We start from the raw sequence: 13004 nt of genomic DNA on the forward strand, positions 1-13004 counted from the left end.
GACGGCATCCTCGACACGCACGAGAGCATCCTCGACTCGACGGAGTGCTTCCGGCCGGGGCCCGGCGGCCTGGCCGGCTGGCTCGCCGACCGGGCCCTCGCCGCCGCCCCCTTCGCGATGGGCGTGCTGCGGCACGTCGCGCCGATCGCCGGCCGCGGCGCGTTCTGGGTCGTCACCCGCTACGACGACGTGCGGGAGGTCTTCGCCACCGATTCGGTCTTCGGCGTTCCCTACGCCGAGAACCTGGCGGTGATCACCGGTGGGGCGCCCTTCTTCCTCGGCCTGCCCGACTCGCCGGCCTATCGGGCGCAGCTGGCGGCGATGCAGGCGGTGATGCGGCCCGGCGACCTCGCCCGCCTGGGTGACGCCGCGGAGGCGCGGGCGGCGGCCTTGCTCGCCGGGGCGGGGCCGCAAGTCGACGTCGTCGCGTTCGTCCGCCAGGTGACCTTCGGCCTCCTCGGCGACTATCTCGGCGTGCCGGAGCCGGATCGGGGCAGCCTCGCGACCTGGGGCACGCGCCTGTTCGTGTTCCAGTTCACCGGATCGGTCTCGGACGCCGCCTGGCGGAATGAGACCCAGGTGATCGCGACGGCCTTGCGCACCCACATCGACGCGGTGATCGAGGCCCGGAAGTCCGGTCGTGGCCGGGTCGACGACGTGCTCGAACGCTGCCTCGCGCTTCAGGACAGGGGCGTGCCGGGCTACGGCGACGTCGAGATCCGCACCGCCCTGCTCTGCATGATCGTCGGCGGGCCGCCGCAGCCGCCGATGGTGCTGCCGCAGGCGATGGAGCAACTGCTGCGCCGGCCCGACTGGCTGGCGCGAGCGCGGCGGGCGGCGCGGCGCGGCGACGACGCGGACCTCCACGCCATCGTCATCGAGGCGATGCGCTTCGACCCGCTGGCCCCCGGCCTGCCGCGCAAGGTGCTGAAGACAGCCACGCTCGCCGCCGGCACCGCCCGCGAGCGGGAGATCCCCGAGGGCGCGACGGTGATCGCCGCCTTCGCCTCCGCCATGATGGATGCGAGCCGCATCCCGGAGCCGGGCGTCTTCAACCCCAACCGGCTGCCGCACGAATACATCCATTTCGGCCACGGCCTGCACGAATGCTTCGGCCGCTTCATCAACCATGCGACCCTGCACCGGATGCTGAAGCCCCTGCTCGCCGCGGGGCGTCTCGGCCGGGCCCCCGGGGTGGACGGGCACCTGCGCAAGCGCGGGGCCTTCGCCGACCGGCTACTGGTCTCGGTGGGTGCCTGACGCGGCACGCGGCGTCGCAACCGGTATCGGCCTCATCGGAGCGTCGGCGGAGGCGGCGTGCGGCTGAAACCGGTTCCGACAAACAGAAGCGGTATGCCGCTTGGACCGCGGCCACCGCCTCGAAGATCGCGGGCGCCGAGGTGACGGGATCCCGTGCGTCGTCGATGGCACCCGTGAGGACGTGCGCCTCGACTTCGCTGAGCAGGATGGCGACCAGGGCCGAGGCATCGACGAATATTACGAATCACCGTTCAGATCGTCGAAGAAGGCTTGTCCGCCCTCAACCCGGTGCGAGGAAACGACGCGATGTCGTCCTGAATCGGCTTGATGCGTGCGAGGAGTGGAGCGGCTTCCTCGCGACGGGCGATCTCGGCCACGAGGGCTAGACGGACGGCTTCCGTCTTGCTCACGCCCGCCATCGTCGCCAATTTGTCAGCCAGCCGATTCACCTCCTGGCTGCGGATGTTCAGCGACATGGGACGCGGTCCTGTGTAGACACCGTCGCCAACATGTCTACACGCCTCGCGCCTCGTCGCAAGGCCGCGCGGAGCCGGACGAACACCATGACAGACCGCCTCGACGAGGCCCGCGCCGCCCTCAGAAAAACCTTCGGCTACGAGGATTTTCGTCCCGGCCAAGCCGAGGTGATCGGCGCCGTTCTCGACGGGCGCGACGTCTTCGCGGTGATGCCGACGGGCTCGGGCAAGTCGATGACCTACCAGCTCCCCGCCCTGGTGGAGCAGTCTCTGACCGTCGTCGTCTCGCCGCTGATCGCGCTGATGCACGACCAGGTGAAGCAGATGGAGGCCTTCGGCGTCGCGGCCGGCACCCTCAACTCGACGGTGTCGGAAGCGAGCGCCCGCGAGACCTGGCGCGGCATCCGCCAGGGGAGCTTGCGCCTGCTCTTCGTCTCGCCCGAGCGGCTCCTGATGGAGGGATTGATCGAGGCGTTGCAGGGCGCCGGCGTCCGGCGGCTCGCCGTCGACGAGGCGCATTGCGTCTCGCAATGGGGCCACGACTTCCGGCCGGAATACCGCGACCTCGCCCGCGCCCGCGAGGCGCTCGGCGACGTGCAGACCGTGGCGCTCACCGCGACGGCCGATGCCGCGACCCGGGCCGACATCTCCGAGCGGCTGTTTCCCCGCGGCCGCAAGCCGGAACTCTTCGTCCACTCCTTCGACCGGCCGAACATCCGCCTGACCTTCGCGCCGAAGGAGCATCCGACCCGCCAGCTCTCCCGCTTCCTGCGCACCCGCAAGGCCGAGAGCGGCATCATCTACTGCTCCTCGCGCAAGCGCACCGAGCAGATCGCCGAGATCCTGCACCAGGACGGCTTCAACGCGCTGCCCTACCATGCCGGCCTGGAGCAGAATGTCCGAATGCGCAACCAGGACACCTTCCTGCAGGAGGATGGGGTCGTGGTGGTGGCGACCATCGCCTTCGGCATGGGCATCAACAAGCCCGACGTGCGCTACGTCTGCCACGCCGACATGCCCTCGACCATCGAGAGCTACTACCAGGAGATCGGCCGCGCCGGCCGCGACGGGCTGCCGGCCGACACGCTCACCCTCTACGGCCTCGACGACATGGCGCTCCGCCGGCGCCAGATCGACGAGAAGGAGGTGCCGGACGACCGCCGCCGGGTCGAGCGCCGCAAGCTCGAGGCGATGATCGCACTCTGCGAGGGCGCGACCTGCCGTCGCCAGTCGCTCCTCGGCTATTTCGGCGAGCAGAGCCAGCCTTGCGGCCGCTGCGACCTGTGCCGCGGCGGCGTCTCGCTGATCGACGGCACGGTGGCGGCCCAGAAGGTGCTCTCGGCGGTGGTGCGCACCGGCCAGCGCTTCGGCGCGGCCTATATCTGCGATCTCGTCCACGGCAAGGAAAGCGAGCAGATCCGCCGCAACGGTCACGCCCAGCTCAAGACCTTCGGGGTCGGCGCCGACAAGCCGGTGGCGGCCTGGCGGGCGATCCTGCGCCAGCTCTTCGCGGCCGGCGCGGTGGCGGAGAACGGCGACGGCTATGGCGGCCTCTCGCTCACCGACAAGGGCGAGGCGATCCTGTTCGGCCGCGAGCCGGTGCGCTTACGCCCCGATCCCGAGCCGAAGGCCCCGAAGGAGCGCCGCCGCGCCACCCAGGACGACGACACGCTCGGCCTGTCGGAGACCGACGAGGCCCTGTTCCAGCATCTGCGCGGCCTGCGCGCGACGCTGGCCCGCCAGGAGGGTGTCGCCGCCTACATGATCTTCCCCGACCGCACCCTGATCGAGATGGCCCGCTCCAAGCCCGTCGACCTCTGGGCCCTGCGCTCGGTCCACGGCGTCGGCGAGCGCAAGCGGGATGCCTATGGTCAGCCCTTCGTCGAGGCGGTGGCGGAGTTTCTGGCGGATGCGGCGAAGCGGGCGGGGTGAGAGGAGCTTTTCACAGAAAACCCCTCACGCCGCGTTTCCGCGCATCCTCTCAATCCGACAGAGTTTGTCGCATGTGTTCTACGGCGACGGTCGATGTGCTTAGCGGTTAGCTGCTGCCTCTGTCGTTAAACACATGTTTTCCGACACCAGAGCCCGATATGCGGAATGACCGCATGAAGTGGAAACCGATCGCCCTACTAGAGCATTTTCCGACCAAGTGGACACCGGTTGGTCGCAGAAAATGCGGCAAAATCAAAGACCTAGAGAAGCTTCGCGATTGCAACGCGATCGTGAAGCGCTCTAGCTTGCTTGCACTCTCAAATTCAGGTAGAGGGTAGTGATTGTGTGTCGATAATTTCATTCTAGGAAATATATTACCTATTTTACACCAGTCGATCTCAGAAATTCTTCCGCAGTTTTCCTAATGAACTTTAGAAAGGCTGCCTGAGAAATATTGTTCATGATAATTTCTGGACACTCAAATCGTACCTCTCGCAGTTTGCCTTGCCATTTATCACCTATAAATATGTTGAATTGTCTGGCTTCATCTCCTTGGACAACGGCCGTAAAAACCTCTTCTTCACCTGTTATTGCCTCCCCCAAAAAACCTATAGCGATCTTAGGAGAATTCAGTGATATCGACTCGATAGGTATATTGGGCACTTGATGATTGCCCGTAATCAGCGGCTCTATACGGGCCACTCGCTGGTGAGGCTCAGCATTTCTTCGCACTGCGCTGTCAGTTAGAAAGCTTATGATAAATCCAACATCGCCAAAGTACATGTTCTTGATATAAACTGGCTGCGGATAAACCCGCATTGTGTCGGGCCCTAATATTTTGAGCCGGTAAAAAAGATACACGACCTCTTCAATGCGACGAAACATGCCATCGACGTATATAAAAACGTCATACCCACCACCGAAATGCCTCTCCAATGTGTTTCCATGAGCGATCTCGTTGGCATAGAGTGTGGCCGTGACGTGCAAGGTATCTTCTACGCATCGGTCAAACACATAATCAGGATGCGGATCACCCTGTTGGTCAAAGAAAGGTACAACACTTCTAAACATTTCTGCGCCGCTACCTTCAACGAAACCCAGTCCCGCTGCGAATACGCCAGTCGCAGAGTCCCACCTGAATGTACTGATTTTTTGTCCGACATGGTGGCCGACAAGGATGCAGCACCTTGCCCCTTTAAATTCTGTCTGTGTGCCTAAGTAATCTTTCAGAATGTCAATAGATTCATCTTTTTGCATATATTTACTAAGACGATTTATTATTTGTTTAATAGAAGCGGCATTTCCTGAGCCTGTAATTGCAATACTATTTCCGATGACAGCAGATTTTCTCTGTAGGCCAACCATGGAAACGCCCGTAAGCGGGTCTGTTACTTCACTAATATTTGGAAAACTTGGAAGATCGATGCTCCTTGCTCGCCCTGGCTCCGTGGTCACAAGGAAATCGGAGATTAGAACTGGCACGGTGCCTACGCGGTAAGCGGCATTGACGGTCATGCTGTCCTCACTGTGAGCGGCTAGAATATATCGTGTCCGAGATCATTAAAACTACGAACCAGCCACCAATGATTTTCGCATAAGAAGAGATTATGAAATAATATATCTATACCAAGCCTGATTCTAATGAACAAGTATTAGCAAGATGCAGGTCCGCAAAGGGTCGCCAGTAGACCCATGAGGCGCTCGTTAGCGTCAGATGTTAGCCAACACGCCCGACCGACCACCTTAGATGTCGGAAAACACCTGTTTTCCGTACGGCCGAGCGTGAAGTGGGAAATCGGCGTACGGGGAAAAGCGGCCGCTCACGCAGCCACGCGGATCGGCGTAGATCCGCAGGTCCTCCCCTCGACGGGCTACGGCCTATACGGATTTGAGTCGTTCGCCGAAAAACGCATTGCAGCGCGCGGCAAAGCTGAAGCTAAGGTTGAAATCAGCCCGCTCGAAGGCGTGTTTCGAGACCTTGTTTCAACCTGTGGTTCGCGCGAATCAAATTCGTATACGCCGTAGCCTCGACGGGGGAGGAAAAACGCATTCACCTCCCAGGCGTCAGGGCGGCGTGATCGCCATCATCGGCTGCCCCCGCCGCGCCCGAAAATCCCGCAACGTCGCGCTCAAACGCTCCCGCAACGCCGCTTCCGACAACGGCCGCGTCACCACGAGGCTCGCCACCACCTCAGGATGCTTGAGCCGCTGCTTCGGCGTGCGGGCATGGTTCGCGACCCGCACCTGCCCCTCGGCATCGGGCAGGCGGAAATAGAAACTCTCGCCCCGCGTCCCCTGCCCGACCTCGAAAAAACCTTCCGCCAGGAGGAGCGCCCGCGCCCGGGCGAGGGCTGCCGCCGGCGTCACGGCCGCCAGCCCACCTCGTCCTCCCCGTCGCCGTCATCGGTCTCGCGATACGGCCCATCGGTCGCCTCGGCGCCGCGATACCCGGTCGCCAGCACGTAGAGCTCGCTCGAATCGGCCCGGCTCGCCGCCGGCTTGACGTGCCGAACGCTCGAAAAATCGCGCTTCAGGTCGGTGAGCAGGCCGCCCTCGGTGCCGCCCTGCAGCACCTTGGCGAGATAGGTGCCGCCCGGCGCCAGGATCTCGCGGGCAAATGCCAAGGCCGTCTCGGCCAGCCCCATGATGCGCAGGTGATCGGTCTTCTTGTGGCCGGTGGCGTTGGCGGCCATGTCCGACATCACGACATCGGCCGGCCCGCCCAGCATCTCGGTCAGGAGCCCCGGCGCAGTCGGATCGAGGAAGTCGAGGGTGACGAAATCGACGCCGGGCATCGGCTCGATCTCCAGGAGGTCGATGCCGACCACGCGACCGCGCGGCGAGGCTGCGCCCGGATGGCTGCCGACCTTGGCGGCGGCCACCTGCGACCAGCCGCCCGGTGCGGCGCCGAGATCGACCACCCGCTGGCCCGGCCGCAGCAGCCGGAAGCGCTCGTCGATCTCCATCAGCTTGAAGGCAGCCCGCGATCGGTAGCCCTCGCGCTTGGCGCGGGCCACGTAGGGGTCGTTGAGCTGGCGCTCGAGCCAGATCTTGGACGAGACCGTGCGTCCGCGCCCGGTCTTCACCCGCTGCTTCAGGTCTCCCCGGACGCCGCCGCCGCGACGATCGCTCATATGCCTTGACCTTCGATGACCGAAAAAACCGTTCGAGGCCAATGACGCCCCAGGCTCGCTTGCGCAAGTCCGGAGCGGTGGGATCAGCCCGGTCGCACGCCACGGCGCCAGACTCCGTCCTCGCGCATCATGTTCATCAGGAGCCCCTCGCGCAGGCCGCGATCGGCGATGCGCAGGCGCTCCGACGGGAAGGCGCGGCGGATCGCCTCCAGGATGGCGCAGCCGGCCAGCACCAGATCGGCCCGGTCGCGGCCGATGCACGGGTTCTGCGCCCGGTCCGACAGGCGGGTGGAGAGCAGGCCGTCGATGGCGTCGGTGACCTCGCGGTCGCGCATCCACAACCCGTCGATCCGCCGCCGGTCGTAGCGCGGCAGGCGCAGATGGGTCGCAGCGAGCGTCGTCACCGTGCCGGAGGTGCCGAGCAGGTGGAAGTTCGGCGCATGCGCGGCGGCGCCTGCAATCAGCGCGAACTTGGTCAGGCGGTCGGCGACCTCCTCGACCATGCCCTCGAAGACCGGGCGGGTGACGTCGGCCCCGCCATAGCGCTCGGCCAGGGTGACGACCCCCACGGGGAGCGAATCCCAGGCACGGATGCGCAAGGTCGGGTCGGCGCTGCGGGCGAGCGCGGCCGAGCCGTCGAGCCAGACGATCTCGGTCGAGCCGCCGCCGATATCGAAGATCACCACCGATTCCGCGTGCCGGTCGGCGAGCGCGGCGCAGCCGGTCACCGCCAGATAGGCCTCGGTCCGCCGGTCCACCACCTCGAGATCGAGCCCGACCTCGCGGTGGACCCGGTCGACGAAGGCCGGCCCGTTCACCGCGAGCCGGCAGGCCGCGGTGGCGATCGACTTCGCCCGCACCACGCCACGGGACCGCATCTTGCCCAGGCAGACCGCCAGCGCGTCGACCGTGCGGTCGATGGCGTCGTCGCTCAGGCGGTCGGTGCTCCCCAGACCCTCACCCAGTCGCACGATGCGCGAGAAGGCGTCGATCACCCGGAACCCGTAGGGTGCCGGCTCGGCGATCAGGAGCCGGCAATTGTTTGTGCCGAGATCAAGCGCCGCGTAGGCGCGCCGCTCGCTCCGGCGAGACGTATCATCCTCCGCCCCACGGGGCGGAGGTGCGGTCGCACGCGCTGTCTCGGCATACTCCGCGGCGCGCGCCGGCACGGAGACGGCCGTCTCATCCCTCATCGGCGGTGCCGATATCCTTCATGATCGCACCCTCGTGGGGCGACAAGTCCATCACATGATGGGAAGCTTACGTGCCTCCGGGCCGAACGCAAAGCAGCGATCGTGCCGCGCCGGGTACCATCTCACCGTGAAGATTCGGACGTGTGCGGGAGAGTTGCGGCCGATCGATCGCGGGCGGGCCGGCGATCAGTCGACGGCCGACCCGGTCAGTTCGGCCTGGGTGAAGCGCTGCTGCTCCTCCATCACCAGCCCGGCGAGTTCGCGCTTCAGCGCGTTGAACTCGGCCGAGGCGGTGTCGCGCGGGCGGGGGAGCGGCACAATCAGGTCGCGCTTCATCCGGCCCGGGCGGTAGGTGAGCACGACGATGCGGTCGGCGAGGTAGATCGCCTCCTCGATCGAGTGGGTCACGAACACGATGGTCTTGCGATACTCGGCCCAGATCCGCAGCAGCTCGTCCTGGAGCGTGCGCCGGGTCAGCGCGTCGAGGGCGCCGAACGGCTCGTCCATCAGCATCACTGGCGGATCGAGGGCGAGGATACGGGCGATGGCCACGCGCTGGCGCATGCCGCCCGACAGGTCCTTGGGGAAGCGCCCGAGGAAGTCGGACAAGCCGAGTTTTTCGGCGATGCGGCCGACGATGGCGTCGGCGTCCGCCCGCCCCACGCCCTTGATGTCGAGGCCGAAGCGGATGTTCTGCTCCACCGTCATCCAGGGAAACAGGGCGTATTCCTGGAAGACCATGCCGCGATCGGGGCCCGGATCGACGACCGGGCGCCCGGCCATCCGGATCGTCCCCGTGGTCAGGGGCGAGAAGCCCGCGATGGCATTGAGCAGAGTGGACTTGCCGCAGCCCGAGGGCCCGAGAAGGCAGACGAACTGCCCGCTCGGGATCGTCGCGGTGACGTCTTCGAGCGCCACCACGGCGCCCGTGCCGGAGCCGAACACCTTCGAGGCGTGGTCGATCACGATCTCGGCGGCGCCCGGTGCCGGCACGGGCTCGGGGCGTCGGAGCGTTGCGGTCGCGGTCATGGTCAGCGCTCCAGGCCGCGGTGCCAGCGCAGCAGGTGATCGTTCAGGCGCGACATCGCGCCGTCGATGACGAGGCCGAGGATGCCGATCGTCAGCATCCCGCCGATGATCTTGTCCGACCACATGTATTCGCGCGCCTCGAGGATGCGGTAGCCGAGCCCGTCGGAGACCGCGATCATCTCGGCGACGATCACCACGATGAAGGCGGTGCCGATACCGATCCGCATGCCGGCAAGCACGAAGGGGCTCGCCGCCGGCAGGATCACCCGCCGGAACATCGTCCAGGAATTCGCCCCGAGATTCCGGGCAGCCCGGATATAGATCGAATCGACCTGCCGCACCCCTGCGATCGTGTTGACGAGAACCGGGAAGAAGGTGCCCAGCGCGATCAGGAACAGGGCCGGCGGGTTGCCGAGGCCGAACCACACGATGGCGAGCGGGATATAGGCGATCGGCGGGATCGGCCGCAGGATCTGCAAGAGCGGGTTGACGAGGCCGTAGAGCCGGTCGCTCGTGCCCATCAGCAGGCCGACCGGGAGCGCCAAGCCGACGCCGATGGCGAATCCGGCGATCACACGGCTCAGGCTCGCCACCGCGTCGTGCGGCAGCTCGCCCGAGACCAGCCAGGCGGTGTAGCTCTGGGTCGACGGATCGTAGGGAAGCGCCGGGATCAGGCTGGCGAACCAGCGCGTCGCCACCGCGCTCGGCGGCGGCAGCACCACGGCGGAGAACAGGCCGGCCCGGCTGGCGATCTCCCAGAGGATCAGCAGCCCGACCGGCAGCAGGGCGCCGCGGAAGGCGGAGAGACGGTTCACGAAGGGGCTCCGGACCGGCTCAGTTGGTCTTCGTGCTGGTTTTGGCACCGAGTTCGGCCTTCGCCTTCTCGAGCAGGTCGAGCTTGACCCACTCGGCGTCGCCCTTCGGTGGATTGACCATCTTGCCCAGCCCGTACTTGTGCATCAGATCGGCGGTGACCTGCATATGGCCCGCCGGCATGTCGTAGGTATAGTCCGCGTTCTCCATCGAGTCGCGGAAATCCTTGCTGCTGAGCTGGCCCTTGAAGACCTGTTCGCGGACGTATTTCTCGGCGAGATCCGGCTTCTCGATGAAGGTCTTGGTCGCCTCGACGAACAGCTTCAGAACGCGGGCGGCGACTTCCGGCTTCTCGGTGTACATCTTCTCGGTCATGACCAGCGGCCGGTAGGGCACGCCGACCGGGGTGTCGTAGGGCTTCACGATTTCATAGCCCCAGCCGTTCGAGATCGCTTGCGTCGATTGCGGCTCGCTCTGGCAGATCACGTCGACGTATTTCTGCGCCAGCGCCTGGTTCAGGTCGGCGTAGTTGTTGAAGTAGACGAGCTGCACGTCCTTGCCGGGCCGCTCGGACCAGGTCAGGCCGTTCTTCTCCAATTCGGCCAGCAGCATCAGGTCCTGGGTGCCGCCGCGCACCACCGCGACCTTCTTGCCCTTCACGTCGGCGAGTGTCTTGGCCCCGAGATCGGGCCGGCCGAGGATGCGTACGCCGCCATTGGCGAAGCCCGCGACCACCAGCAGCTTGACGCCGTTGCCGCGCGCCGCGACCGCACCGTCGGCGCCCGAGGCGGCGATGTCGATCTGATCGACCGCCATCGCCGGGTAGATATCGGCGCCCTTGGCGAACTGCTTCTCGTCGATCTTGAGATTATACTTCCCGGCGATCTCCTTCATGTAGGAGATGGCGCCGTAATGGGCGAATTTCAGGTTGCCGAGACGGACGACGTCCTGGGCGGCGGCCGGGCCGGCGAGGGCCGCCAGAAACGTGGCGGCTGCGGCGAGGCGCTTGAGCATGGTTCACTCCCTGTCCACCCGGCCGGTCGCGGCGCCGGATCGGTTTGGCGAGGGATACTGGACAAAGGTCGTGCCCGCTGGAAGGCGGATTACGGCGTCGGCGATAAGACTTTAGACTCGCGGATTAAACCCGGGGCGTGCGTCACAGCATGCCCTTCACCGCAGCGGCGGCAGCGAGGCGCGGCTGAGGGCGCAGCAGGCTCTTGACCTGCGAGAACGGCCGCGGCCGGTTGATGACCTCGTCGAGGCGCGACCACAGGGTCTTGGGCGAGAACGGCTTGGCGATGATCTCGTTGACGCCGAGATTGATCGCCCGGTCGACCACGTTGCGGCGCGGCTGGGCCAGCATCAGGATGATCGGGACGGTCGGGGCGGGCGAGGTCGCCGGCGTGCGGGCGAGGCGGATGAACTCCTCGCCCGAGAGAATCGCGAGATCCCAGTCGAGCACGACGAGATCGGGCTTGCTCTCCGCCAGGACGCCCAGCGCCTCGGCGCCGTCCGGGGCTTCGAGCAGCCGCTTGATGCCGACGCGCATCAGCATGTCGCGCACGATGCGGCGGATATAGAGGCTCTCGTCGACCACGAGGGCCGAGAGGTCCGGGAAGGTCGGTGTGGCGATCATCGCGGGCTGGATCTCGGGACGCCGCCCCAGGTTAGGGGGGCGAGCCTGCCGCTTCGCTAACCGAAATGGTTAATTGCAAAGAACCTCGACGGCGACGCGGCGGCGGGCCACTCTCCCGGCCCCCTGACCAGATGCCCGAGGATCTTCATGCCTACCGAACTCCTCTTCCGCGACGATGCCTATCTGCGCGAGGCCGAGGCCCGCATCGTCGGGGCGGACGAGACCGGCCTCGTCCTCGACCGGACCCTGTTCTACGCGCAAGGCGGTGGCCAGCCCGGTGACCGGGGCCGAGTGCTGCGGGAGGACGGCAGCGAGATCGCGATCCTCGACACCGTCTACGGGGCGGACAAGGCGACGGTCCTGCACCGGATCGCGGCGGGGAGTGCGCTGCCGGAGCCCGGCGAACGAGTCCGCCTGATGCTCGACTGGCCGCTGCGCTACGCTCGCATGCGGGTTCACACCGCCTTGCACCTGCTCTCGGTGGCCCTCCCCTATCCGGTAACCGGCGGCTCGATCGGCGACGGCGAAGGGCGGCTCGACTTCGATATCCCGGATGCCGGGCTGGACAAGGAGACCGTCACGGCGCGGCTGCGCGAGATGATCGGGCAGGACGCCGCCGTTTCGGAACGTTGGATCAGCGACGAGGAACTCCTGGCCAACCCGGGCCTCGTCAAGACGATGTCGGTGAAGCCGCCGATGGGCAGCGGGCGGGTGCGGCTCGTGGCAATCGACGACCTCGACCTTCAGCCCTGCGGCGGCACGCATGTCCGGTGCACGGGTGAGATCGGCGCGGCGACGGTCACAGCGATCGAGAAGAAAGGCAAGCAGAATCGTCGGGTGCGGCTGTCCCTGACTTGAACGAAAAACCCCCGCAGGTCGAGCCCTGCGGGGGTTTTTCGTATGGTTGGTTGCGGGGACAGGATTTGAACCTGTGACCTTCAGGTTATGAGCCTGACGAGCTACCGGGCTGCTCCACCCCGCGCCAGGGTATTGTCGGGAAGAGGGAATGTGACGTGCTTGGCAGGTCTGGCGGTGACCGACTCTCCCGTGTCTTGAGACACAGTACCATAGGCGCTGGGGCGGTTAACGGCCGAGTTCGAGATGGGATCGGGTTTGAGACACCCCGCTCTGACCACCAGACCGGCCAAGCACGTTCGTTCGGCAAGCATCGTGACCGGCAGCCGCGAGGCTGGGTCACCTGGTCTTCATCGTGTGTGGCATGTTCATGTGTCTGATCCGGACACGGATCATGAGAGCGATCAAGCCGATCGAGCGATTAGTACTGGTCAGCTCAGCGCGTTACCGCGCTTGCACATCCAGCCTATCCACGTGGTCGTCTTCCACGGCTCTCAAGGGAGTTCTCGTTTCAAGGGGGGTTTCCCGCTTAGATGCCTTCAGCGGTTATCCCGACCGAACATAGCTACCCTGCACTGCGGCTGGCGCCACAACAGGTCCACCAGAGGTTCGTCCATCCCGGTCCTCTCGTACTAGGGACAGATCCTCTCAGAACTCCAACACCCACGGCAGATAG

At 65.6% G+C, this 13004-nt stretch carries 12 protein-coding genes, 1 tRNA gene and 2 rRNA genes; 3 read left to right on the top strand and 12 right to left on the bottom strand.

The window, feature by feature from the left end; genetic code table 11:
• The first annotated feature begins 123 nt into the window (after window positions 1-123).
• A complete protein-coding gene (locus G4G93_RS15755) occupies window positions 124-1260 on the top strand; it encodes a cytochrome P450 (RefSeq protein ID WP_165085355.1) in 1137 nt (378 codons plus the stop codon).
• A 251-nt stretch (window positions 1261-1511) separates the two neighbouring features.
• Here the strand turns inward: G4G93_RS15755 and G4G93_RS15760 are convergent, their stop codons facing one another.
• Complete coding sequence (locus tag G4G93_RS15760) at window positions 1512-1736, bottom strand: type II toxin-antitoxin system VapB family antitoxin (RefSeq protein ID WP_312892024.1); 225 nt, start codon at window positions 1734-1736, stop codon at window positions 1512-1514.
• Between the two features lie 87 nt (window positions 1737-1823).
• Here G4G93_RS15760 and recQ point away from each other — a divergent pair, with 87 nt between their 5' ends.
• Entirely contained in the window at window positions 1824-3668 is a 1845-nt protein-coding gene (gene recQ / locus G4G93_RS15765) for a DNA helicase RecQ (RefSeq protein ID WP_165085357.1), read from the top strand.
• Window positions 3669-4046: 378 nt separating this feature from the next.
• On the opposite strand, the gene G4G93_RS15770 is transcribed toward recQ, so the two are convergent.
• From G4G93_RS15770 to G4G93_RS15805, 8 genes are all read right to left on the bottom strand, one after another.
• Complete coding sequence (locus G4G93_RS15770) at window positions 4047-5183, bottom strand: hypothetical protein (RefSeq protein ID WP_165085359.1); 1137 nt, start codon at window positions 5181-5183, stop codon at window positions 4047-4049.
• Between the two features lie 549 nt (window positions 5184-5732).
• Entirely contained in the window at window positions 5733-6035 is a 303-nt protein-coding gene (locus G4G93_RS15775) for a hypothetical protein (RefSeq protein WP_312892025.1), read from the bottom strand.
• Window positions 6032-6802, bottom strand: a complete 771-nt coding sequence (locus G4G93_RS15780) for an RlmE family RNA methyltransferase (protein ID WP_165085361.1) — start codon at window positions 6800-6802, stop codon at window positions 6032-6034. The genes G4G93_RS15775 and G4G93_RS15780 overlap by 4 nt, the downstream gene beginning before the upstream one ends.
• Window positions 6803-6885: 83 nt before the next feature.
• Entirely contained in the window at window positions 6886-7995 is a 1110-nt protein-coding gene (locus G4G93_RS15785) for a Ppx/GppA phosphatase family protein (protein ID WP_165085362.1), read from the bottom strand.
• A gap of 186 nt (window positions 7996-8181) precedes the next feature.
• Window positions 8182-9024, bottom strand: coding sequence for an ABC transporter ATP-binding protein (locus G4G93_RS15790; protein WP_165085364.1), 843 nt, complete (start codon window positions 9022-9024; stop codon window positions 8182-8184).
• Between the two features lie 2 nt (window positions 9025-9026).
• Entirely contained in the window at window positions 9027-9809 is a 783-nt protein-coding gene (locus G4G93_RS15795) for an ABC transporter permease (RefSeq protein WP_206289810.1), read from the bottom strand.
• A 49-nt stretch (window positions 9810-9858) separates the two neighbouring features.
• Window positions 9859-10851 (bottom strand): ABC transporter substrate-binding protein, encoded by a 993-nt coding sequence (locus tag G4G93_RS15800; RefSeq protein WP_165085367.1) that lies wholly within the window; start codon window positions 10849-10851, stop codon window positions 9859-9861.
• Window positions 10852-10993: 142 nt separating this feature from the next.
• The gene (locus G4G93_RS15805; RefSeq protein ID WP_048427611.1) at window positions 10994-11473 is read right to left on the bottom strand and encodes a response regulator; all 480 of its coding nucleotides are present in this window, start codon (window positions 11471-11473) and stop codon (window positions 10994-10996) included.
• 147 nt (window positions 11474-11620) lie between these two features.
• Between G4G93_RS15805 and G4G93_RS15810 the strand changes: the two genes are divergently transcribed.
• On the top strand, window positions 11621-12331 hold the full coding sequence (locus G4G93_RS15810) for an alanyl-tRNA editing protein (RefSeq protein ID WP_165085369.1): 711 nt from the start codon (window positions 11621-11623) through the stop codon (window positions 12329-12331).
• 47 nt (window positions 12332-12378) lie between these two features.
• Here the strand turns inward: G4G93_RS15810 and G4G93_RS15815 are convergent.
• The 3 genes from G4G93_RS15815 to G4G93_RS15825 all read right to left on the bottom strand — a co-directional run.
• A tRNA-Met gene (locus G4G93_RS15815) sits at window positions 12379-12455 on the bottom strand.
• 42 nt (window positions 12456-12497) lie between these two features.
• Window positions 12498-12613, bottom strand: a 5S ribosomal RNA gene (gene rrf, locus G4G93_RS15820).
• 115 nt (window positions 12614-12728) lie between these two features.
• Window positions 12729-13004, bottom strand: a 23S ribosomal RNA gene (locus G4G93_RS15825); the annotation flags it as partial.

Origin of the sequence: Methylobacterium sp. DB0501 (assembly GCF_011043735.1) — a bacterium.
Taxonomy (GTDB): Bacteria; Pseudomonadota; Alphaproteobacteria; order Rhizobiales; family Beijerinckiaceae; genus Methylobacterium; species Methylobacterium alsaeris.